Origin of the sequence: Microbacterium sp. LWH13-1.2 (assembly GCF_038397735.1) — a bacterium.
Taxonomy (GTDB): Bacteria; Actinomycetota; Actinomycetes; order Actinomycetales; family Microbacteriaceae; genus Microbacterium.
The window spans coordinates 3,464,685-3,487,345 of record NZ_CP151635.1 but is presented as its reverse complement, the minus strand read 5'-3'; the positions used below and the strand labels follow the sequence as shown (position 1 = coordinate 3,487,345).

Annotated in this window: 20 protein-coding genes; 6 read left to right on the top strand and 14 right to left on the bottom strand. The window is 67.8% G+C overall.

Features of this window, described 5'->3' with window-relative positions; translation table 11 throughout:
* Window positions 1-6 precede the first annotated feature (6 nt).
* Window positions 7-903 carry a sugar isomerase gene (locus MRBLWH13_RS16815; RefSeq protein WP_341956055.1) on the bottom strand — a complete coding sequence of 299 codons (897 nt, stop codon included), beginning with the start codon at window positions 901-903 and terminating at the stop codon, window positions 7-9.
* A 290-nt stretch (window positions 904-1,193) separates the two neighbouring features.
* Between MRBLWH13_RS16815 and MRBLWH13_RS16810 the strand changes: the two genes are divergently transcribed.
* The 4 genes from MRBLWH13_RS16810 to MRBLWH13_RS16795 all read left to right on the top strand — a co-directional run bounded on the left by MRBLWH13_RS16810 (window position 1,194) and on the right by MRBLWH13_RS16795 (window position 5,039).
* Window positions 1,194-2,438 carry an extracellular solute-binding protein gene (locus tag MRBLWH13_RS16810; RefSeq protein WP_341956054.1) on the top strand — a complete coding sequence of 415 codons (1,245 nt, stop codon included), beginning with the start codon at window positions 1,194-1,196 and terminating at the stop codon, window positions 2,436-2,438.
* A gap of 50 nt (window positions 2,439-2,488) precedes the next feature.
* Window positions 2,489-3,463: a sugar ABC transporter permease gene (locus MRBLWH13_RS16805; protein ID WP_056511201.1), complete on the top strand. Its 975-nt coding sequence runs from the start codon at window positions 2,489-2,491 to the stop codon at window positions 3,461-3,463.
* Between the two features lie 2 nt (window positions 3,464-3,465).
* On the top strand, window positions 3,466-4,386 hold the full coding sequence (locus MRBLWH13_RS16800) for a carbohydrate ABC transporter permease (RefSeq protein ID WP_341956053.1): 921 nt from the start codon (window positions 3,466-3,468) through the stop codon (window positions 4,384-4,386).
* 176 nt (window positions 4,387-4,562) lie between these two features.
* Window positions 4,563-5,039, top strand: coding sequence for a hypothetical protein (locus MRBLWH13_RS16795; protein WP_341956052.1), 477 nt, complete (start codon window positions 4,563-4,565; stop codon window positions 5,037-5,039).
* Window positions 5,040-5,059: 20 nt separating this feature from the next.
* Here the strand turns inward: MRBLWH13_RS16795 and MRBLWH13_RS16790 are convergent, their stop codons facing one another.
* On the bottom strand, window positions 5,060-6,226 hold the full coding sequence (locus MRBLWH13_RS16790; RefSeq protein ID WP_341956051.1) for an ROK family protein: 1,167 nt from the start codon (window positions 6,224-6,226) through the stop codon (window positions 5,060-5,062).
* A 138-nt stretch (window positions 6,227-6,364) separates the two neighbouring features.
* A complete protein-coding gene (locus MRBLWH13_RS16785) occupies window positions 6,365-6,664 on the bottom strand; it encodes a chorismate mutase (RefSeq protein WP_341956050.1) in 300 nt (99 codons plus the stop codon).
* Window positions 6,665-6,757: 93 nt separating this feature from the next.
* Between MRBLWH13_RS16785 and MRBLWH13_RS16780 the strand changes: the two genes are divergently transcribed.
* Complete coding sequence (locus MRBLWH13_RS16780) at window positions 6,758-8,047, top strand: AI-2E family transporter (RefSeq protein WP_341956049.1); 1,290 nt, start codon at window positions 6,758-6,760, stop codon at window positions 8,045-8,047.
* A gap of 91 nt (window positions 8,048-8,138) precedes the next feature.
* Here MRBLWH13_RS16780 and MRBLWH13_RS16775 read toward each other — a convergent pair whose 3' ends face one another.
* The 9 genes from MRBLWH13_RS16775 to MRBLWH13_RS16735 form a co-directional block, all read right to left on the bottom strand.
* Window positions 8,139-9,062 carry an ABC transporter substrate-binding protein gene (locus tag MRBLWH13_RS16775; RefSeq protein ID WP_341956048.1) on the bottom strand — a complete coding sequence of 308 codons (924 nt, stop codon included), beginning with the start codon at window positions 9,060-9,062 and terminating at the stop codon, window positions 8,139-8,141.
* A 50-nt stretch (window positions 9,063-9,112) separates the two neighbouring features.
* On the bottom strand, window positions 9,113-9,880 hold the full coding sequence (locus tag MRBLWH13_RS16770) for an ABC transporter permease (RefSeq protein WP_341956047.1): 768 nt from the start codon (window positions 9,878-9,880) through the stop codon (window positions 9,113-9,115).
* Window positions 9,877-10,557, bottom strand: a complete 681-nt coding sequence (locus tag MRBLWH13_RS16765) for an ABC transporter permease subunit (protein ID WP_341956046.1) — start codon at window positions 10,555-10,557, stop codon at window positions 9,877-9,879. The genes MRBLWH13_RS16770 and MRBLWH13_RS16765 overlap by 4 nt, the downstream gene beginning before the upstream one ends.
* The gene (locus MRBLWH13_RS16760) at window positions 10,554-11,441 is read right to left on the bottom strand and encodes an ATP-binding cassette domain-containing protein (protein ID WP_341956045.1); all 888 of its coding nucleotides are present in this window, start codon (window positions 11,439-11,441) and stop codon (window positions 10,554-10,556) included. Before MRBLWH13_RS16760 ends, MRBLWH13_RS16765 begins: the two co-directional genes overlap by 4 nt.
* Window positions 11,442-11,505: 64 nt before the next feature.
* Entirely contained in the window at window positions 11,506-11,808 is a 303-nt protein-coding gene (locus tag MRBLWH13_RS16755) for a DUF427 domain-containing protein (protein ID WP_341956044.1), read from the bottom strand.
* A gap of 171 nt (window positions 11,809-11,979) precedes the next feature.
* Complete coding sequence (locus MRBLWH13_RS16750; protein WP_341956043.1) at window positions 11,980-13,413, bottom strand: NAD(P)/FAD-dependent oxidoreductase; 1,434 nt, start codon at window positions 13,411-13,413, stop codon at window positions 11,980-11,982.
* Window positions 13,414-13,635: 222 nt separating this feature from the next.
* Window positions 13,636-15,003: an MFS transporter gene (locus MRBLWH13_RS16745; RefSeq protein WP_341956042.1), complete on the bottom strand. Its 1,368-nt coding sequence runs from the start codon at window positions 15,001-15,003 to the stop codon at window positions 13,636-13,638.
* A gap of 58 nt (window positions 15,004-15,061) precedes the next feature.
* Window positions 15,062-16,171: a beta-propeller fold lactonase family protein gene (locus MRBLWH13_RS16740; RefSeq protein ID WP_341956041.1), complete on the bottom strand. Its 1,110-nt coding sequence runs from the start codon at window positions 16,169-16,171 to the stop codon at window positions 15,062-15,064.
* Window positions 16,172-16,178: 7 nt separating this feature from the next.
* Window positions 16,179-17,465, bottom strand: a complete 1,287-nt coding sequence (locus tag MRBLWH13_RS16735) for an adenylosuccinate synthase (protein ID WP_341956040.1) — start codon at window positions 17,463-17,465, stop codon at window positions 16,179-16,181.
* 262 nt (window positions 17,466-17,727) lie between these two features.
* Between MRBLWH13_RS16735 and MRBLWH13_RS16730 the strand changes: the two genes are divergently transcribed.
* Window positions 17,728-18,663 (top strand): DMT family transporter, encoded by a 936-nt coding sequence (locus MRBLWH13_RS16730; RefSeq protein ID WP_341956039.1) that lies wholly within the window; start codon window positions 17,728-17,730, stop codon window positions 18,661-18,663.
* 292 nt (window positions 18,664-18,955) lie between these two features.
* Here the strand turns inward: MRBLWH13_RS16730 and MRBLWH13_RS16725 are convergent, their stop codons facing one another.
* Both MRBLWH13_RS16725 and MRBLWH13_RS16720 read right to left on the bottom strand, forming a co-directional pair.
* The gene (locus MRBLWH13_RS16725; RefSeq protein ID WP_341956038.1) at window positions 18,956-20,401 is read right to left on the bottom strand and encodes a mechanosensitive ion channel family protein; all 1,446 of its coding nucleotides are present in this window, start codon (window positions 20,399-20,401) and stop codon (window positions 18,956-18,958) included.
* Window position 20,402: 1 nt separating this feature from the next.
* Window positions 20,403-22,565: an adenylate/guanylate cyclase domain-containing protein gene (locus MRBLWH13_RS16720; RefSeq protein ID WP_341956037.1), complete on the bottom strand. Its 2,163-nt coding sequence runs from the start codon at window positions 22,563-22,565 to the stop codon at window positions 20,403-20,405.
* Window positions 22,566-22,661 lie beyond the last annotated feature (96 nt).

Below are 22,661 nucleotides of genomic sequence, written 5' to 3'. Positions count from 1 at the left end.
GTCGGGTCATGCATCCAGGATGACGGATCGCGTGAGGTTGCGCGGCTGGTCGGGGTCGAGTCCGCGGGCGACGGCCCGGTCGAGTGCGACGCGGTGCAGGCGCACGAGGTCGGCCAGGGGATCGATCGGATGCTGCACGAAGCGCGCCCCCGTGGCCTCGACCTGCGCGGCCAGTCCCTCGGGCGCCTCACCGAACTGCCAGGTCACGCGGCCGGGAGCGGCGATCGCGATCGGACCGTGGCGGTACTCCATCGACGGGTACGACTCTGTCCACGACTGCGACGACTCGCGCATCTTCAGTGCGGCCTCGTGCGCGAGGCCGACGGTCCAGCCACGGCCGAGGAACGAGTACTGCTCGGCGTCGCGGAGCTCGTCGTCATAGTCGGCGGCGAGCACGCCAGCGGCATCCTCGATCGCACCGGTGAGGTCTTCACCGAGCGACGCCCGGAACAGCGCGAGCGCGGTCGTCGCGAAGCGGGTCTGCACGACCGACTTCTCATCGGCGAAGGGCAGCAGCACGGCCTCGTCGACGAGAGAGACGAGCGGCGAGGTCTCGTCGCCGATCACGCCGATCGTGGGAACACGGCCCTTGATGCGGTCGACCAGTTCGAGGACCTCGGTCGTCGTGCCCGAGCGCGTGAGCGCGACCACGGCGTCGTAGCCGCGGTCGACGAACGACTCGGAGGCGGCGAACGCGTCGGTCTCACCCTGGCCCGAGGTCTCGCGCAGGAACGCGTACGACTGCGCCATGAACCACGACGTTCCGCAGCCGACGACCGCGATGCGGGCTCCGGATGCCGGCAGCAGCGCCTGCATGTCGCGGAGTTCGACCGCGCGGGCCCACGTCTCGGGCTGCGAGTTCAGTTCTTCGCGCATGTGTGCGCCGGGCAGAAGTTCGGTCATGTCGGGCCCTCCGGACCAGATGTTGCAAGTTTGTGATCGTTTAAGTGCTGATTCGATCATAGTATTTCGACACGAGGAAATCCTGCAAGGTTCCTCTTGATTTGTTTATTCTCCTGACAAATAATCGAACAAGTTCCACCGCCCCTCCGCAGATCCGGTCCACGGAGGGTTCCTCGAGCCGACCCGGCTTGAACCGATCGCCCAGCCACCGGCGAAGGCGATCACACGCACCGTCGCGTGAGTTGTGCTTGCGACTGTGCACCACCTACACAGTGAGGAATGCAATACACATGAAGAAGTCACTGCGATTCGGTGCCGTCGCCCTGGCGGCGACCGCCACGCTCACGCTCGCTTCGTGCGGGTTCGGCGGCTCGACGGGAGGCGGCGGAGACGCCGAGGGCGAGACGACGCTCAACCTTCTGGTGCCCAGCTACTCCGACGCCACCAAGGGTCTGTGGGAAGACGTGATCGACGGGTTCGAGAAGGAGAACCCCGACATCAAGGTCGACCTTGAGGTGCAGTCGTGGGACAACCTCGAGAAGGTCGTCTCCACCAAGATCCAGGCCGGCGAGGCGCCCGACATCTACAACGGCGGACCCTTCGCCGGATTCGTCGGCGACGAGCTGCTCTACCCGGTCGAGGACGTGGTCTCGGAGGAGACCTACTCCGACTTCCAGGGCGCGTTCCTCGCGAACGCCGAGGTCGACGGCACCGCCTACGCCCTGCCGCTGATCGCATCGGCCCGCGCCCTGTTCGTCAACAACGCGCTGCTCGAGCAGGCGGGCGTCGAGGCTCCGACCACCTGGGACGAGCTGCTCGATGCCGCGACCAAGGTGTCGGCACTCGGCGGCGGTGTGGCCGGTTACGGCATGCCGCTCGGTTCCGAAGAGGCCCAGGCCGAAGCGGCCGTGTGGCTGTGGGGCGGCGGCGGGTCGTTCGGCGATGCCTCTGAGATCACGATCGACACCCCCGAGAACCTCGCAGGTGCCGAGCAGATCAAGAAGATGATCGACGCGGGCGCCACTCAGGCAGACCCCGGTTCGACCCAGCGCTCGCCGCTCATGGACATCTTCATCCAGGGCAAGATCGGCATGCAGGTGGGTCTGCCCCCGACAGTGGGCCAGATCGAGGAGGGCAACCCCGAGCTCGACTACTCCATCGTCCCGATCCCGACGAAGGACGGCTCGCCGTTCACGCTCGGCGTCATGGACCAGCTGATGGCGTTCCAGAACGACGGTGACAAGCAGGAGGCGATCACCAAGTTCTTCGACTACTACTACTCGGCCGACGTGTACGTGCCGTGGGTGCAGGCCGAGGGCTTCCTTCCCGTCACCAAGTCCGGTGCCGAGCAGCTCTCCGGCGAGGAGGCTCTCAAGCCGTTCCTCGACGTGCTGCCCGACGCGCAGTTCTACCCGTCGACGAACCCGAAGTGGTCGGCGACCGACGGAGCCTTCAAGGCGCTGTTCGGCCAGCTGCAGTCGAAGCCGGCCCAGGACGTCCTGGCCGAGATCCAGGCGCAGGTCGACGCGGGCTGAGTCCCGCTGACCCTGCCCACATCAAGCGACGGAGAGGTTCGGGAATTCCCATGAGCCAGACGACAGAATCCCCGAACCTCGCGGGGGCGGCCACCGGCCGCCCCCGCACCCCGGGCCGCCGATCGGGCGCGGCCCGCGGCCGGCCGGGAGGAAAGGACCTGCTCCAGGCACTGCCCTGGATCGCCCCCGCCCTCCTCCTCATCATCGGCGTGGTGCTGTTCCCCGCCGGGGTGATGTTCTTCAACTCCACCCGTGACATCTCGCTGTCGGGCCTCGACAAGGGCTCGGTCGGATTCGACAACTTCGTGACGGTGTTCACGTTCGCCGAGTTCTGGCCGATCATGTTCCGCACGATCATCTGGGTCGTCGCGGTCGTGACCTTCACCGTGCTCATCTCGCTCGGCCTCGCGCAGATCCTGAACAAGGCCTTCCCGGGTCGACAGATCGTGCGCATGGCCGTCATCGTGCCGTGGGCCGCATCCGTCGTGATGACCACCATGGTCTTCTACTACAGCCTCGAGCCGTACTTCGGGGTCTTCAACAAGTTCCTGTACGACATCGGACTGTCCGACGATGCGGTGGGCTACGGCTGGACCAAGAACCCGGCCACCGCGTTCGCCTGGTCGATCGTGATCGCGATCTTCGTCTCGCTGCCCTTCACGACGTACACGATCCTCGCGGGGCTGCAGACGGTTCCGGCAGACACACTCGAGGCCGCGAAGATGGATGGCGCCGGAGCCACACGCACCTACTGGACAGTCGTCGTGCCCCAGCTGCGCAGCGCTCTCGCGGTCGCGATCCTCATCAACATCATCAACGTGTTCAACTCGCTGCCGATCCTCAAGGTGATGACCGGATCGATCCCGGGCTACGGCGCCGACACGATCATGACGATGATCTTCAAGTACATCGAGCTGCAGAAGAAGGTCGACGTCGCGAGCGCGCTGTCGGTCGTGGCCTTCCTCATCGTGATCGTGATCGTCGCGATCTACGTCAAGGCCGTCAAGCCCATGAAGGAGGTCTGATCATGACTCTGACCGAGACCGCCCTCGTCACGACCGCAGGCGACGACGCCGCTCCCCGCATCCCGGGACGCAAGCGCCGCTACACGGAAGACCAGGTCACGCTCCCCCGCGTCATCCTGCGCATGGCCGCCGGCATCCTGGTGCTCGCGATCTTCGTGCTGCCGTATCTGATCATGTTCGCAGGATCCGTGAAGACGAAGTCGCAGATCCGCTCGGTCGACCCGACATACCTGCCGATCGAGTGGCACTGGGAGAACTACATCTCGATGTGGTCGACCCCCGAGACGCCGCTGCCCTACAACCTGATCTCGACCATCATCATCGCCGTGTTCGCGACGCTGCTGGTGCTGCTCGTCTCACTTCCGGCCGCGTACTACACGGCTCGGTTCAGGTTCCCCGGACGCATGGTCTTCCTGTTCCTGGTGATCGTGACGCAGATGCTGCAGCCGGCTGTACTGACCTCGGGTCTGTTCCGCCAGTTCACGGTGCTCGGACTCGGCGACACCTGGGCGGCGATGATCTTCATCAACGCGGCCTTCAACCTGTCGTTCGCGGTGTGGATCATGCACTCGTTCTTCGCCGGCATCCCGAAGGAGATCGACGAAGCGGCCCAGATCGACGGCGCCGGACGCTTCACCGTGCTGTTCAAGATCAACCTGCCGCTGGTCTGGCCCGGCATCGTGACCGCGATCGTCTTCACGTTCGTCGCCTGCTGGAACGAGTTCGCCGCCTCGCTCGTGATCCTCTCCACCGACAAGAACCAGCCGCTGTCGGTCGCGCTGACCAAGTTCGTCGGTCAGTACGAGACCAGCTGGCAGTACGTGTTCGGCGTCTCGATCGTCGCGATCCTGCCCGTCGTGATCCTGTTCATGCTCATCGAGAAGCGCCTCGTCGGCGGCCTCACCGCCGGCAGCGTCAAGTAGCACCGTCGGAACGGATGCGGAGTGCCACCCCGGTGGCGCTCCGCATCGTCGTCTCAGGAGAAGTCCGGCGGGCGCGGGCGCGGGCGCTCCAGGACGACGGACCGACCGTGCCCGCGCACCCGGATACGCTGAGACGGTCGACTCCGTCATCCACGCGGTGCGACAGGGGGGATCACATGACCTGGCAGGATGCAGGGCGCGTCGAGAGGCGACCGACAAACGACGCCCACCCCGGATGGGGCTGGGGCGTGGTGCTCGTGCCCGTGGCCGTCGGGCTCGCGGCACTCGGGCTGTTCTTCATCCGAGAGCTCGACCCCGGGATGGGCACTCTGATCGGCGTCGCCCTCATCGCCTGGGCGGTGTCTCTCGCGATGCCCTTCTTCGTCATCTCCTGGTACGCGGTCCAGGCGGCATGGAAGGCGTCACGCGAACAGCGCGGACAGACGTTCGCCGCGCCGTCGCACGCGCTGCGGCGCATCGGATTCGGCATGCGCTGGAGCTTCCGCGCACGCGGCGTGCTCTTCGATCCCGCCTCCTACGACGGGCCCGACCTGCCGATGCTCGTCGCCGGAAAGATCGTGCACATCCTCGCGATCGTGGTCCTCGTGATCGCCGGACTCGTCGCCGCGCTCGTCGGGATCGCCTCGCGCTGAGCGCGACGCCGGCCCGTCGATCAGGATGCCGGAGCGGATGCCGCGCGCAGCTGCGCCGGACTCCATCGCACGCCCAGCGCGCTCGACAACGCGACCTGAGCGACGCCGGTGGAGATCGAGGCATCCGCGTCGGCGAAACGTACGGGCACGTTCGCCGTGCCCGTCGCCGTGTAGTCGATCTCGGCCTGCACAAGATGGAGGAATCGATCGCCGAGCGCGCGAGCAGGGCCGCCGATCACGACCTCGGCGGCGTCGAGCACCGCCGCGATGAGCTTGATCGTACGCGCCAGCGACCGCGCCCCCTCGGCCAGCCGCTCCGCATCGGCCGCCGCCGCGAGACCTCCGATCGCCTGGTCGTCGAGCGCGTCGTCGAAGTCGTCGCCGATCATGGCGGTCATCGATGCCACGGACTCCAGGCACCCGCGTCGTCCGCACCGGCACGCCCGCGCATCGCCGCCGAACTGCACCTGCACATGACCGATCTCCCCTGCACGGTCGCGAGGACCCGGGGCGAGTTCGCCATCGAGGGTCACCGCCGCCCCGATTCCGGTTCCGATGTGGATGAACAGCCGATACCCCGAGGATTCGTCCTCCCTGGCGGCTTCGGCGATCGCCTCGGCATCCACGTCGTTGACGAGCAGCACGGGAATCCCGAGCACCGCTTCGAAGCGCTCGGCGAGCGGCACATCCGTCCATCCCAGTTGCACGCTCTCGAAGACACAACGGCCGTCGGTCGTGCCCGGCAGCTGCACTCCCGCGACGAGCAGTCGGCCGCGGTGCGCGGTCGCGATCTCGGCGAGTGCGTCGTCGAGCAGTCGGTCCCGCGACTCGGACGAGTACCCGACCCTGCGCGTCTCGACCTCTGCGCCGTCGAGACCGACCAGCGCGATGCGCGCGTCGGTCGGCCTCACCACGAGCACGAGGATGAGGTGATGGGCGGCATCGATGCTGAGGGTCGTGGCCCGCTTGCCGCCTGTGCTGGCAGCCTGGGCCCCCTCCGCGATCAGCTGCAGTTCGATGAGCTCGGCGACCAGAGACGATGCCGTCGCCGCGGTGAGCCCGGTGGCCCGAGCGATGCCTGCCCTCGTCTGGGTACCGGGGCTGCTGAACACGAGCTGCAGCGCCCGACGCAGGTTTGCACGGCGCACCGACGCCTGCGTGTCGAGTGCATCGTCGCCGTTCAGCATGGAGCCGGTCCCGTTGTCCGAATCGATTGACAGACCAGTGGGTTCTGCGTAACCTCTATCATAGTTTATTCAATAAACTTAGTTCGGTCCCCGGGCGGGTGAGTGCTGCACACACTGTCACTCGCCCGGAAGGCCGGATCATCGCCCCTCGGCGGCTTCCGTGTGATGGCGGATCACCTCGGCCACGACGAAGTTGAACCACTTCTCAGCGAACTCGGGGTCGAGGTGCGCATCCTCGGCGAGAGCCTTGAGGCGCGCGACCTGCTGCTCCTCACGACCCGGATCGGATGCCGGCATCTGGTGCTCGGCTTTGAGCTGTCCGACCTGCTGCGTGGCGCGGAAGCGCTCCGCGAGCATGAAGATGAGTGCGGCGTCGATGTTGTCGATGCTCGAACGCAGTCGCAGGAGTTCAGCCCGGGGGTCTTCAGCGGCGGTCATGCCCCCTACTCTACGGAAACACGCGGCAGGACGACCCCACCCCGCACGGGGATGGTCGTGGGGCGACACTCGGTCGAACGCTATCGTGAGCACATGAGCCGAGAAGAGCAGGAACCGTCGCCGAGCGCGTCCGCCGACGCATCCGAGCCGTCCCCGGGGGCCGATCATCCGGACTCGGCCCCCGTCTCATCCGCCGGAACCGAGGGCTCGTCCGGCACGTCCGCGGTCGCCGCATCCGAGCACCCCACTGCTGTGACGACCGCTTCCCGCACCCGGTCCGATTCTCACCCTCCTCGCACGGGGGTCGTCGAGCCGATGACGCCGAGCCGATCGTTCTGGACCCGCATCGATCGCCCCTTCGTCTTCGGGTTCCTGGTGACGCTGGGCGGCCTCGCCGCCATCGTTCTCGGCCTCGCCGTGGCGAACCTGTCGACCGTGCTCATCTACATCGCGCTCGCCCTGTTCGCCGCCCTGGGACTCGACCCCACCGTGCGATTCCTCGAGCGACGCGGTCTGTCGCGCGCTCTCTCCGTGGTCGTCGCGATCCTCGGACTCATCGTCGTCGCAGGCCTCGTGATCTGGATGGTGCTGCCCGTCGTGATCGAGCAGATCGCGAGCTTCATCCGCTCGGTGCCCGGCATGATCCAGGAGTTCATGCGGAGCGATATCTACGCGACCCTCGAGGATCAGTTCGGCGACCAGTTCGAATCCCTGGTCACCGACGTGCAGAACTTCCTCACCGACCCGGGCAACATCGCCGCGATCGGCGGAGGAGCGCTGCAGGTCGGAGCCTCGATCGCCAGCGCCATCTCGGGAATCATCGTGGTGCTCGTGCTCACGCTCTACTTCGTCGCGACTCTGCCCTCGATCAAGGCGGGGATGCTGCGCCTCGCTCCTGCCCGTGACCGCGCTCGCGCGAGCGACATCACCGACCAGATCACCGACTCGGTCGGCGCCTACGTCATGGGGATGGTCGTGCTCGCGTTCTGCAACGCTGTGCTCACGTTCCTGCTGTATCTCTTCCTCGGCCTGCCGTTCCCTCCGCTCATGGCGACCGTCGCGTTCTGCATCACCCTGATCCCCCTCGTCGGATCGGTGATCTTCTGGATCATCGGCAGCGGACTCGCGCTCTTCAGCGACCCCGTCGCGGCTCTCGTGTTCGCCCTCATCTATGTCGTCTACATGCAGATCGAGGCGTACGTCATCACTCCACGAGTCATGAACAAGGCCGTCGCCGTCCCCGGAGCCCTCGTCGTGATCGGTGCCCTCGCCGGCGGCACCCTGCTCGGCCTGCTCGGTGCGCTCGTCGCAGTGCCGGTCGCGGCATCCATCCTCATCATCATCAAACAGGTGCTGATCCCCCGGCAGGATGCCCGGGTCTAGCCCCACTCGGCGCGAGCGAGACTCGCACCTCGCACGCAGAAGTGCCCGGACCCCTGAGGGCCCGGGCACTTCTCATGAGAACCGCTCGTGATCAGACGAGGTCGTTGTCCTCGAGCCACTTCTTGGCGATGTCGGCCGACGACTGCTGGTCGACCGTGCTCAGGACGTTCAGCGAGACGAGCTCCTCTGCGGTCAGCTTCGCGCTGATGGCGTTGAGCACGTCGGACACGTCGTCCGCGATGTCACTCGAGACGATCGGCACGACGTTCGACGAGATGATCAGGTTCTCGGGGTCTTCGAGAGCGACGATGTCCTCGGTCTCGAATGCGGGGTCCGCCGTGTAGATGTCCGCGACCTGGATCTCGCCGGCGAGCAGCGACTCGAGGGTCGTGGGGCCGGTGGCCGAGAACGCCAGGTCGACGCCGTAGACCTCCTTGGCCGCGGCCGGGCTGTACGGGCGCTGCTCGAACTCGGGCGCCGCGCCGATCGTGACCTGCGAGGTGACCTTCGAGAGGTCTCCGATGGTCTTCAGGTCATTCTCCTCGGCGAAGCTCTTGAGCACCGTGTAGGAGTCCTGGTCCGACGCCTCGGCGAAGTCGAGCGCCGTGAGGCTCTCGGGCAGTGCGTCCTGCAGGGCTGCATACACGTCGTCGGGGCTGGTGACGTCGACTTCGTCCTCCGAGATGTACTCGAGCAGGCTGCCCGTGTACTCGGGGAAGACATCGATGTCGCCGGACTCGACGTCGGGCATGTAGGCATCGCGCTGACCGATGCTGAACTGGCGATCGACCGTGAAGTCGGCAGCCTCGAGCGCCTGAGCGTAGATCTCGGCGATGATCTCGTTGGAGTAGTAGGCCTGCGAGCCGACGACGATGGCGTCACCGCCACCCGAGCTCTCGCCCGAGTCGCCCGACTCTCCGAGCGAATCACTCGATCCGCAGGCGGACAGGGTGAGCGCCGCGGCCGCGACGAGACCGATGACGGCGGCGGAGCGCTTTCCTCGTGCTGTGAACATGGACTTTCCTCTTCTCTGGGGGACTGCGATATGGATGCTGTGGTGAAAGGTCAGGCGGTCGCCGGCTCTGCGGCGGGAGACTCCGACGCGGCGGAGGTCGACGGCTCGGCCGCGGGTGTGAGAGCACGCGAACGACGAGAACGGCCCCCGCCCGTTCGCAGACCGGCCGGCACGGCGAGGTGCTGGGCCGACGCCAGCAGCAGATCGACGATCAGCGCCAGGACCGCGACGAGGATGGCGCCCGCGAGGACCTGGTCGAAACGCTGAAGCGGGATGCCCTGGATGATCGGATAGCCGAGACCGCCGAGACCCACGTAGGCGGCGATCGTGACGGTCGCGATGACCTGCAGCAGTGCCGAGCGGATGCCGCCCACCAGCAACGGCAGGCCCAGCGGCACCTCGACCTTCCAGAAGATCTGCCAGCCCGTCATGCCCATGGCCTTCGCGGAGTCGATCACGCGGCGATCGATGGCCTCCAGCCCCGTGTACGCACCTGCGAGGAGCGACGGGATCGCGAGCAGGACGAAGGTCGTGATGGCCGCCTCTGGGATGCGCAGCACCCCGAGCAGGAGCACCAGGAGGATCATGAGACCGAACGCCGGGATGGCGCGGGCAGCGCCGGACACAGCCACCGCGATCTCACGGCCCTTGCCGGTATGACCGATGAGCCACCCGATGGGGACGGCGATCACCGCGGCGATGAGCACCGAGATCGCGGTCAGCGTCAGATGCTCGCCGAGCAGCTTGGGGAGCGCGTAGTTGCCCGTCCACTGGGCGGGAGCGAAGATCCAGGCGAAGGCCTCGGCGAAGAGGTTCATGCGAGAGCTCCCACGGCGACGGCACGCACGGCACTCTTCTTGGTCGCGGCGCGCGTCCACGGCATCAGGGCCCGTCCGAGCAGCAGCAGAAGCAGATCGATCACCAGCGCGATCACGACGACCGCGATGACTCCCGCGAAGACCTCGGCGATGATGCGACGGTCGAGGCCGTTGGTGAAGAGATAGCCGAGGTTGGTGATGCCGATCAGGATGCCGACGGTGGCCAGCGAGATCGTGCTCACCGCCGTCACCCTCAGGCTCGCCAGGATCACGGGCCCCGCAAGCGGGAACTCCACCGCCCAGAAGCGGCGCAGCGGACCGAACCCGGTCGCCGTGGCTGCTTGACGGATGTCGTCGTCGACCGAGTCGAGACCGTCGGAGACGCCGCGCACGAGGATCGCGATCGCGTAGATCGTGAGCGCGATGATGAGGTTGGGTTCGGTGCGGGCCGAGTAACCCACCACCGAGGGCAGCAGGATCAACAGAGCCAACGACGGGATCGTGTACAGCAGTCCTGTGAGCACGATGATCGGACCGCGCACCAGGCGGAAGCGCCACGCGACCCAGCCGAGCGGCAGCGACAGCACGAAGCCCAGCACGATCGGGATGATGCTCTGCCTCAGGTGCACCACCGTCAACTCGAGGATGAGCCCGAGGTTGTTGACGACCCAGTTCATGTGAGGCCGCCCTGGACGGCGCCGAGGGCGGCGGCATCCGGTCCTGCGAGCGGGCCGTCGGCCTTCTCGGCATCGGCCACGATCGCACCCTGGGTGCGACCCTCGGAGTCGACCACCACGGTGCCGTGCGGGGTCTCTTTGAGGTGCAGAGCGCGCCGACCGCGGTCGGCGCCGATGAAGGAGGCGACGAAGTCGTCTGCCGGGTTCTCGATGATCTCGCTCGGGCTGCCCACCTGCACGATACGAGCGCCCTTGTCGAGGATCACGACCTGGTCTCCGAGCAGGAAGGCCTCGTCGATGTCGTGCGTGACGAACACGACCGTCTTGTCGAGCTCGTGCTGCAGACGCAGTGTCTCCTGCTGCAGGTCGGCGCGCACGATCGGGTCGACGGCGCCGAACGGCTCGTCCATCAGCAGGATGTTCGGATCCGCTGCGAGTCCGCGGGCCACACCCACGCGCTGCTGCTGACCGCCCGAGAGCTGGCTCGGATACCGCTCGGCCAGCGACTGGTCGAGGCCCACCGTCTTCAGCAGCTCGCGCGCTCGCTCATGGGCAGGGCCCTTCTTCACACCGGTCAGCCGCAGTACCGTGGCCACGTTGTCGATCACGGTGAAATGCGGCATGAGACCCGAGTTCTGCATCACGTAGCCGATGCGGCGACGCAGGGCGACCGGGTCACCGCCCAGAACGCTCTCGCCGTCGATCTCGACCTCGCCCGAGGTCGGTTCGACCATGCGGTTGATCATCCGCAGAAGAGTGGTCTTGCCGCAGCCGGACGAACCGACGAAGACCGTCGTCTTGCGGGACGGCAACACGAGGCTGAAGTCCTTCACGGCTGTCGTGCCGTCGGGGAACTGCTTGGTGACGTTGCGGAACTCGATCATGATTACTCTCCGGTCGATCGATCGACGAGACGGGCATCAGCGCCCCGGCTGCGGCATACAGAGGTCATGCCGAGACTTCGACCCGCGGGTCGAACGCCACGAAGCCCGAGAAGTCCTTGCCGACGCGGTCGAACGCGCTCGGGAACGGGGTCGGGTACGACCAGGCGTAGTCGGTGTGCAGTTCGTCTCCGACCTGCACCGAGTAGTACTGAGCAGCGCCCTTCCAGGGGCACGTGTACGGGGTCGGGCTCTCGACGAGCGCGCCCTCCGTGATCGATGCGGGCGGGAAGTACCAGTTGCCCTCGATGCGCGCGAGATCGCTCTCGTCGGCTTCGGCGATGACGGTTCCTGCGAGTACAGCCTTCATGGTCCTGCCTCCTCGGATGTGGGTTCGAGCGTATAAGACGTGTGAGACATCCGTCCCGGGCTTGCGCTCGGCCACGTCAATATGAGAAACAATCGTGCTCCGGGCACGCCGATCGCACCCGATGCCTCTCCCTCTGTTCGGAGCGGACGCGGCGACGGATGGTTCGGGAGATCACGCAGAATCCCGCCCGTAGCCCTCCAGCAGCCGCAGCCAGACCTCGCTGATCGTCGGGTACGCCGGAACCGCGTGCCAGAGTCGGGCGATCGGCACCTCGCCGACGATCGCGACCGTCGCCGTCTGCACCAGCTCCGCGACCTCGGGTCCGACGAAGGTCGCACCGATGATGACGTCGCGCTCCTTGTCGATCACGATGCGGGCCTGGCCCTCGAAACCGTCCTCATAGAGGCTCGCGCCGGCCACCCCGCCGAGGTCGTAATCGACCACGGCGACGTCGTGGCCGGCCTCGCGCGCCTCGGCTTCGGTCTGCCCGACCGAAGCGACCTCGGGGAACGAGAAGGTGACCTGGGGGGCCGCGGTCTTGTCGGCAGTCGCCACATGCTTGCCCCACGGAGCATCATCGACGTCCCTGCCCTGCGCACGCGCTGCGATGACGTCTCCGGCCGCCCGCGCCTGGTACTTGCCCTGGTGCGTCAAGAGCACGCGCCCGTTGACGTCGCCGACGGCGTAGAGCCAGTCGGATCCGGGGACGCGCAGCGTGTCGTCGACGGTGATCCAGCGCCCGGGCTCGAGGCCCACGACGTCGAGGCCGATGTCGCCGCTTCGGGGAGAACGCCCGGTGGCGACGAGGACCTCTGCCGCCGTGACCGTCGAGTCGTCGTCGAGCACGATCTCGACTCCGTCGTCCCCGCGCGTGACGCGCGTGGTGCCTGTGTCGGTGCGCACATCCACTCCGAGCTCCTTCAGTCCGGCGGCGACGCGCTCTCCCGCGAAGGGCTCCATCGCGCCGAGCAGACCACTGCGGGCGATGATCGTCACCGTCGAGCCGAGAGCCGCGTACGCCGTCGCCATCTCGACCGCCACGACGCCGCCGCCGATCACGGCGAGGGACTCGGGCAGCTCCTCGGCGCTGGTCGCCTCGCGGCTGGTCCAGGGAGACGACTCGCGAAGACCTTCGATCGGCGGGATCACTGCGTCCGACCCCGTGCTGATCGCGACCGCATGGCGGGCGCGCAGCACGCGGGTGCCGCCGTCGGCATCCGTCACCGTCACTTCACGCTCGCCTGTCAGGCGTCCATGGCCGCGGGCCAGGTCGATGCCGGCCGAGTCGAGCCACTTCACCTGTCCGTCATCCGACCAGTTGCTCGTGAACGAGTCCCGGCGGTCGAACACGGCCCGCACGTCGAGCGTGCCGGTCACCGCCTCGGCAGCGCCCTTGACCTTCTGCGCCGCCCGCAGAGCCTGACCCGAGCGCAGCAGCGCCTTCGACGGCATGCAGGCCCAGTACGAGCACTCGCCGCCCACCAGCTCGCTCTCCACGATGATCGCGGTCAGTCCGTCCTGCACGGCGCGGTCGGCGACGTTCTCGCCCACCGGCCCACCACCCAGCACGATCAGGTCGTATTCGTCGGTCTTCTCAGCAGTCATGGGGTGCACCTCTCCGTCGCCCAGTCTTCCTCAAGACCAACGTCGAGTCACGGGGTGGTGTTCCGCCGGAGCTTGTGCAAGAGCGGGCCGGGCGCGTCGCCGGCGCCGGCCACTCTCGCCCCCGCCCGGTTCACAACTCAGCACGAGCGCCCCGAACCCGACCGGAACGACCCGGTTTCGCCTCAACCGCTCGATTCCATGCTGAATAGTGAACGGCAGACGTCACACGCCTCGCGGCGTGACCCGAGGAGCGAGCACCGCTGCGGCGAACGCGATGACGCCGGCCAGCGCGAACACCGCGACGAACGGGTCGCCGATCGCGGCGAGACCGGTGAACAGCACCCCCGTGATCGCGAGCGCGAGTGCGCTTCCGAAAGAGTCGGCGACCGTCATGGCCGCACTGTTGAAGCCCTGATTCTCAGGCGCCGACATCTCGAGGGTCAGGGCGCTGGTGCGCGGGCTCATCAGCCCCATGCCGGCACCGGCGACGATCCACGCGACGATGATGACGACGACGGACGCCGTGAGCACCGCTGCGGCGAGCGCGAGCACGACCCCCGCGACGACGAGGATCGTGCCGATCCGCACAGCAGTGACGCTGGAGAGCCGCACCCCCATTCGCCCCTGCACGGTCGCGGCGGCCGACCACGCGAGCGCACCGCCGGTGAGGGAGAGCCCCGCGATGGTCGGCGACACCTCGTAGCGCTCGGTCAGCAGATAGGGGATGTACACCTGAGCACCGAAGAACCCTGCGGCGGCGAGTCCGCGCACGAGCAGCACCGAGGGCAGCCCTCGTCGGGCGCGCAGGGTTCCTGCAGGCAGCAGCGCGCGCACCGCGATGAGCGCCACGACGACGGCTGCAGCGGCGAGCGCGGGGCCGGCGCCGGGGATGTCGCCGACGAGGTTGAGGCCGAGCACGGCGACCGCAGCGAGCACCGACCATCCGAGCCTGCCGAACGCCCACGGGATCGTGACGTCGCCGTCGCCTGACAGCCCGCGGAGAGCGGGCACCACCATCAGCAGGGCGGGGACCACCAGGAAGACGACGCCGAGGAACACCCAGTGCCAGCTCCACAGTTCCGTGACGGCCCCGGCGACCGTCGGCCCGACGAGCGAGGGCACGACCCACGCGGCGGCGAATCCGGCGAAGATCGCGGGGTGCAGTGAGCGCGGGTAGACGCGCGCGACGACCACGTACAGCGCGACCATGAGCCCGCCGTTGCCGAGACCCTGAGCGAAGCGTCCGGCGACGAGCACTTCCATGGTCGGCGCGAATCCGGCGACCAGAAGGCCGATGACGAACAGCGCGACCGAGGCGTACAGCGGCGCCACCGGTCCGCGGCGATCCGCCCAATTACCGGCGACGACCATGCCGATGACACCCGTGGCCAGCGGGCCGGCGAACGCCAGCGCATACAGACGCTCTCCGTCGAGGTCGGTGCTCACCGCCGGCATCACGGTCGTGACGGCGAGGGATTCGAATGCCCCGAGGAACACGAGCGCACAGGCGCCGATGGTGATCCAGAGGTACGCGCCGCTCATGATGCCGGAGTTCTTCTCGGTCTGCGTGGCGCCCGTGTCCATAGTCATAGGCACGACCGTAGAACCTCAACAAAGGTTGAGGTCAAGCAGGCTCAGCGAGCGCGCGTCAGCGAACGGGCAGGAAGTGCGTCGGCGTCGGCGCCTGGGCGGTGTGACGGATGCCGAGCGGAGCCCCCGTGCGCTCGTCGAGGTCGATCAGCGCGACGGTGTCGGAGCGCTGCCCGGCGACGAGCAGCTTTCCCTGGTGCACGAGGTGATGCCGAGGCCAGTCGACGCCCGAGTCGGCGAGCGCGATCGGCTCGAGGCTCTCGCCTCCCCCGCGCACGCGCAGAGCCGCGATCGTGTTGCTGCCGCGGAGCGCCGTGTAGAGGAACTGCGCATCGCGTGTGCGGGCGAGCTCGGCGGGGAAGTCCACGCCGATCTCGGCGATCGGGCTCGCCAGCACCGACGACGCCACCCCCCACGTGCCGTCGCGGCTCGCGGCGAGCGTGAACACCTCGCACGAGTACTCGGTGACGACGTGCAGGTGACCGCTGGGGTGCACGACCATATGACGCGGGCCGGTGCCGAGAGGCAGTACGACCTCGTGATCGAGAGCGAGGCGGCCCGCGGTCTGGCGCCAGATCCGCACGAGGTCGAAGCCCAGGTCTGTCGTGGCGATGCGCCCGTCCGGCAGGAACGCCGAGGCGTGCGCGTGCGAGGCGCGCGCCTCGCCGCTTGCCGTGCGCTCACCGGAGTACGGGTCGGATGCCGCGGCGGCGACCCCCGCCGGCGCCGACGCCTCGATCGGCTCCCCGAGGAGCGCCGCACGCAGCTCGGCGGCCTTGTTCACGGCATCCGGCACCAGGCGCCCCTGCGCATCGATGCCGATGCGCACCACGCGTCCGTCGCCGTAGCAGCTCGCGATCAGGGATGATCCGTCGGGCGACACCGCGACGTGGCAGACCGAGTCGCCCGCCTCGACGGGTTCGCCGAGCGGCCGCAGCGTCGATTCGCCGCTTCGCGAGAACGCCTGCACCGCGGCATTCCCCTCGAGCGCCGCGTACACGACGTCGAGGGTCGGATGCTGCGCCAGCCAGGACGGTGACGGGGTCTGCGTGACCGCGCCGCGGTACTCGAGGGCTGTCTGCCTGTCGGCATCGCCCGCGAGCAGGCCGATGCCGTCGGCAGAGCCCTCCATCGCGGAGCCGTATCCGCCGAGCCAGAACCGAGTCACGACGCGCTCAGTCGAGCAGGTCGTGACGCACGATGACCTGATCGCGCTCGGGGCCGACGCCGATGACCGAGATGCGCGTGTTGCTCATGCTCTCGAGCGCCAGCACGTAGTCCTGAGCATTCTTCGGCAGGTCCTCGAAGGTGCGCGCGGTCGAGATGTCCTCGCTCCAGCCGGGGAAGTACTCGAGGAGCGGCGTCGCGTGGTGGAAGTCGGTCTGGTTGACCGGCACCTCGTCGAAGCGCGTGCCGTCGACGTCGTAGGCCACGCACACCGGGATCTGCTCGAGACCCGTCAGGATGTCGAGCTTGGTGAGCACCAGGTCGGTGATGCCGTTGACGCGGGTCGCGTAGCGGGTGATCGGCGCGTCGTACCAGCCGACGCGACGAGGACGGCCGGTGGTCGTGCCGAACTCGAAGCCGCGCGAGCGCAGCCACTCGCCCTGCTCGTCGAACAGCTCGGTCGGGAACGGACCCGAGCCCACACGGGTCGTGTACGCCTTGACGATGCCGACGATGCGATCGAGCGCACCGGGTCCGACGCCCGAGCCGGTCGACGCGCCACCGGCGGTCGCCGACGACGACGTGACGAACGGGTAGGTGCCGTGGTCGACGTCGAGCATCGTGGCCTGGCCGCCCTCGAACACGACGACCTCGCCGCGGTGCAGCGCCTCGTCGAGCAGGTAGCCGGTGTCGGCGACCATGGGGCGCAGGCGCTCGGCGTAGGAGAGCAGGTCTTCGACGATCTCGTCGGCCGTGATCGCGCGACGGTTGAAGATCTTCACCAGCAGGTGGTTCTTCTGGTCGAGCGCGCCCTCGACCTTCTGGCGCAGGATGTTCTCGTCGAAGAGATCCTGCACGCGGATGCCGACGCGGTTGATCTTGTCGGCGTAGGCCGGACCGATGCCGCGGCCGGTCGTGCCGATCATGCGCTTGCCGAGGAAGCGCTCGGTGACCTTGTCGAGCGTGCGGTGGTACTGGGTGATGATGTGCGCGTTGGCGCTGACCTTAAGACGCGAGACGTCGATGCCGCGGCCGCCGAGTGCCTCGAGCTCGCTGAAGAGCACCTCGAGGTCGATCACGACGCCGTTGCCGATCACCGGGGTCACCCCGGGCGACAGGATGCCGGAGGGCAGCAGGTGCAGCGCGTACTTCTCGTTGCCGACCACGACGGTGTGGCCCGCGTTGTTGCCGCCGTTGAACTTGACGACCCAGTCGGTGCGCTCGCCGAGCAGGTCGGTGGCCTTGCCCTTGCCCTCATCGCCCCACTGGACGCCGACGATAACGATTCCTGGCATGGGTATCCCCCTTGCTTTCGCCGGGTTTGCACCGGCTGATGAGCTGGCCCTTGTCGGGCGACTCCATCCTACCGAAGGGCTGTTTCGCGGCCGTTTCCTGGCGTGCCGGACGCATTCCGATTGCAGTCCGTGCCGCCCGGGGGCGGGCGAGAGGCACGAACTGCGACGGGAACCGCGGATGCCGACGACGCTGACAGAAAAGCAACGGATGCTGTCACTCCAACGCATCGCCGATGTCGGTGGCCGGTGCCAGGATCGGAGGATGCCGAAGACCGGTCGCGTGCAGCGCGACGACAGCCTGAATCCCGCGAAGCCCCGCACGCAGGGGCCGCTCGTGCTCGTCGCCGCCCTGGTGACGGTCGTGCTGTGGGCGTCGGCGTTCATCGGCATCCGCGGTGCGGGTCCGCATTTCGACCCCGGCGCACTCGCCCTGCTGCGCATGGCGGTGGGCAGCGCCGTGCTCGCGATCATCGCCGTGCGCCACGGCATCCGTCTGCCCGAACGCCGGCACTGGTGGCTCGTCGCAGTGTGGGGTGTCGGGTGGTTCTGCGTCTACAACCTCGCGCTGAACGCCGCCGAGCGCACACTCGACGCGGGCACGGCGGCGATGGTCGTCAATCTCGCACCCCTCATGGTCGTGGTATTCAGCGGACTGTTCCTGCGCGAGGGCTTCCCGAAGCCGCTCATCATCGGAGCCCCGATCGCCTTCCTCGGCGTGGTGCTGATCGGCATGAACTCGTCGACCAGCGAAGGGCCCGACATCACGGGGCTGCTGCTCGCGCTGCTGGCCGCCGTGATGTACGCCGGCTGCACGCTGCTGCAGAAGCGTCTGCTGACCGCCGGGTCCGACGCGACGACCCTCACCTTCCTCGGCGCCGTCGCGGGCGCCGTCGCGCTGCTCCCGTGGACCGGCAGTCTGATCGGCGCGCTGCAGACTGCCCCTCTCGACTCGACGCTGTGGGTCGTCTACCTCGGCATCTTCCCGACGGCGATCGCGTTCACGACCTGGGCGTATGTGCTGCAGCGCAGCACCGCCGGGCAGACGTCGGCCACGACCTACGTGGTTCCTGCGATCGCGATCCTGATGTCGTGGGCGATCCTCGGCGAGGTGCCGACACCGCTCATGTTCGTCGGAGGCGCACTCTGCCTGCTCGGCGTGCTCGTCACCCGGATGCGGTGGGGCCGCCGCGCGCACTGACGACCCTGGCGCCCGGCTCGATCCTCGGGCTGTCCCGACTCTTTCGACTCAAGGTCCCGGCTCGATCCTCGGGCTGTCCCGACTCTGTCGACGCAAGGTCCCGTCGAGCCGCGGAAGTCCCGTGGGTCGCGCCCGTGCATCGCGAGCGTCGCGCGAACACGGTCCGAGCGGGGTCAAAAACGCACCCCCAGAGCGCGTTTCCGATGCGAAAGTGACCCCGTACCGCGCGCGGGATGCGAAAGTGAACCCGCACCGCGCGCAAACCTGCCACCGGCGGCGCGAAGCGCCCGTCTCAGCGCGGCGACACCGACCGGCGCTGACGGATCGACCCGCGCTGCGCCTCGACGCTCGCGAGCATGTCACCCGCGAGCTTGCGTTTGAGTTCGAGCGACTCCCCGATCTCGGCAGCCAGCCTCGGGCGGGTGCGGATCAGTTGGTCGATCGTCGCGAGCGGCAGCACGACGACGGTCAGGATCTCGCCCGCGACCGTCACGGCCTGAGTGCGCTCGCGGGTGAGCGCGGTCTGACCGATCAGGTCGCCCTTCTCTGCGCTCGCGAATTCGATGCGTCCGCCGTCGACCTCGATCGCGAGCACCGCCCTGCCCGACACGACCACCCGCACCTCATCGGGAACGACACCGCTCGCGAGAACGACCTCGCCGACGCCGTAGCGCTCGAGGTGCGATGCCTGCGTCATCGCCTCGAGGTCGTCGTCGTGCAGATGCAGCGTGCCGGCGATCTCGGCGAGCGCCTCGGCGAGGCGGCCCGGCTCGGCGATCGGGTCGGTGGCATCGCCGTCGAGCGCGAATCCGCGCCGCCGCGCCGCGTACCAGACCCACGACAGGTACATCGAGAGTGCACGTCCGGCATCCGCCGGCCCCGCGACCGGGATCGAGACGCCGTAGGCCCCGCCACCGGAATAGCTGACGGAGGCGCGCTCTCGATCGGCGAGCATCGGCAGGGCGTCCGCGACCTCGACCAACAGCGCCATGACCTCGTGAGGCGGGTCATCGGTCGCGAACTTCACGTCGGTGGATGCCGAATACGGCCCGTCCGGCTCGGAGAGGTTCGTGAAAGATGCCCCCGAGAGGCTCGAGTTCGGGACGATCTGGATGCCGGAACCGGTGTCGATGTGCACGGCACGCCAGTTCACCTCGACCACGCGGCCCCTGACGCCGGCCGCATCGAGGAAGTCGCCGATCTTGAACGGCTGCTCGAACAGCAGCAGCAGACCCGAGATGACGCCGCCGACCGCGTTCTGCAGCGCGAGGCCGATCACGATCGACCCGACGCCGAGGGCCGTGAACAGGCCACCCACGTCGGCATCCCATACCCACGAGAACAGCAATGCCAGCCCGAGGGCGACGAGCACGAGGCGGGCGATCTCGACGAAGATCGTCGGGATGCGCTTGCGCCACGAATCCTCCGCGGCGTTCGCGAACAGGGCGACGTTGAACGACGACAGCAGCAGCAGGATCACGAGGAACCCGAAGACCGTCGCGGCGACGCGGGTCCACACCTGATCGGCGGGCGACTGGATCGCGAAGGCCAGCAGCGCGAACAGCGCACCGACCGGGATGACACCGTTGCGGAGCAGCCGCAGGGGTCCCGCGAGCGGGTTGTTGCGGCGTCGGAGCCCGTTGATCAGCTCGGTGAGGACGACGAGCAGCACCGGCACGCCGACCGCGAGGGCGATGACCCACCAGCCCCACCCGTCGCGGAATGCGTCGTCGAGCATGTCAGCTCACCTTCCAGACGGTCTCGCTCTTCCCGTGCGCCTCGACGGTGCCCGCCTCGGTGAAGGTGAAGATCTCGCGTGTGCGGTCGTAGACGGTCTGGCTCACGTACACGCCGGGCTCGCCGGTCACCGAGCGCACCCGGTAGGCGAGGTTCACGGCGTCGCCCCAGAGATCGTAGGCGAGGGTCGTCCTCGCGACGAGTCCGCTCGTCACGGTGCCGGTGTCGACACCCGCACGCAGCCCGATCGTCGACCCGTTCTGCGCGTTGAACCGCTCGATGACGCCGAGCAGGTTCCTCGCGAAGTCGACGCTGCGGCGCACGTTGTCGACGCGAGGGACGATGAGCCCGGACGAGGCGAGGTAGCCGCCGCGAAGGGTGCGGACCTTCTCGACGCCCGCCTTCTCGGCCGCCTCGTCGAAGCCCCGCATCAGTGTGTTGAGGTGACCGATCTCCTGCTCGGTGGTGAGGCCGCGGGTGTAGTCGTCGAAGCCGACGAGCTCGGCGAACACGACCGACACGTTCTCGTGCGCCTCCGAGATCGCCTCGTCACCCTGCTTGTATTTCGCGGCGACGCTCTCGGGCATCAGCGTGAGCAGCAGCTTCTCGTTCTCGGCCTGCTGCTCGTCGATCAGCTCCTGCTTGATGCGCAGGCTCGACGCCATGTCGTTGAACGCACTGCCGAGATCGCCGAACTCATCGCGCGCGCCCTGCGGCACCTGCACGTCGAGATCGCCCTCGGCGACGCGATGGACCGCAGCGACGAGTCTGTGCACGGGGCGCGTGAACACCTGGGCCAGCAGCAGCGACAGCAGCGAGACGCCCAGAAGGATGCCGAGCAGCGACAGCAGCACCGTGCGGGTGAAGTCGCTGACCGGCGCGAATGCCTCCTCCGAGTCGATCCGCGCGATGATCACCCAGTCAAGGCCTTCGACCTCGAGCGGCGCGTACGCCGTCACGCTCTCGCGGCCGAGATAGTCGCGGCCGACCGTCGTACCGCTGCGGCCGGCCTGAGCATCCGTCACCGCCTGCGTGTTCACCTGCTGCAGCAGCACCGTTCCGTTGATCTCGACCGCCCGCTCGGCGACACTCGGCGGCACCCCGCCGTTGATCGCGATCTCGGCGTAGCTCTCGGGGTCCTCGATGAGCCGACGCGAGTTGCTGCGCATCAGGTCGTCGCGACCGACGAGGTAGACCTCGCCGGTGTCCCCGAGACCCTGCTCCTTCCAGCCCTCAGACCCCGTGGTGAGGCCGTTGATCGTGTCGATCGACACCTGGAACGCGATCGCCCCGGTGATGCGGCTGTCGTTCCCCACCGGTGAGATGACCCACATGGTCGGCACGTTGAGCGACGGGATCCATCGCTCGAAGTCGGTGAGGATCACGGTGTTCACCGAGTTCGTCGCGATCGCATCCGAATAGGCGCCGGCGAGAACCGTCTCACGGTACGGCCCGGTCAGCAGATTGGTGCCGAGCTCGGGCCCTTTGTAGGCCGAGAACACGACGTCGCCGTCGAGGTTCATCAGCAGCGCATCCTCGTAGCCCGCCTCCTGCACGAGTCGCGTGAAGTAGTCGCCGTACCTCACGGAAGCCTCGCCGTACAGGGTTCCGTCGTCCGGATCGTTGTCGTTGAGGAGAGTGTCGTAGTCGGCGTCGAAGTCCTGATTCTGCGTCGTGAAGTGGTACTGCAGGTGCTGACCGGCCACCGAATCGGGGATGAACGCGCTGTCACCGTACTCGTCGCCGGTACGCTCCTCGAGCTTCGGGATGAACACGTCCGCGTAGTACGCCTCGAGCCCTTCGCGCTCGCCCGGCTCGGGCTGCTCCTGCTGCAGCTCCTCGAAGCCCTCGTTGATCGAGGTCGACAGGTTCTGCGCACTGAGGTTGCGCGAATTCAGCGAGGCGTCGCGCTTCACCGTCTCGAGGGCATCGGTGATCTCGGCGGCGCGCATCGAGCGGATGGTGATGAGCTGGTCGACCGCGGAGTCGTGCAGAGACTGGCGTCCGTTGAGGAAGCCGATCGTTCCCACGATCACCGACGAGACGAGGCTCACCGCCAGCAGCATGATGAGCAGCTTCGACTGGATGCTGAGGCCCGCCCTCCCCCGCCATGACCGCTTTCGCGTCTCCGTGCCTGTCGTCGTCCCCGCCGTGCCCTCGCTCATGTGCCCCTCCCGGCCCCGCGATGTGCTCTCCCGCTGACGCTACCGACATATCGACATATCGGTCTAGCCTCCGCGTGCTTCGTGACCGCTAAAGTG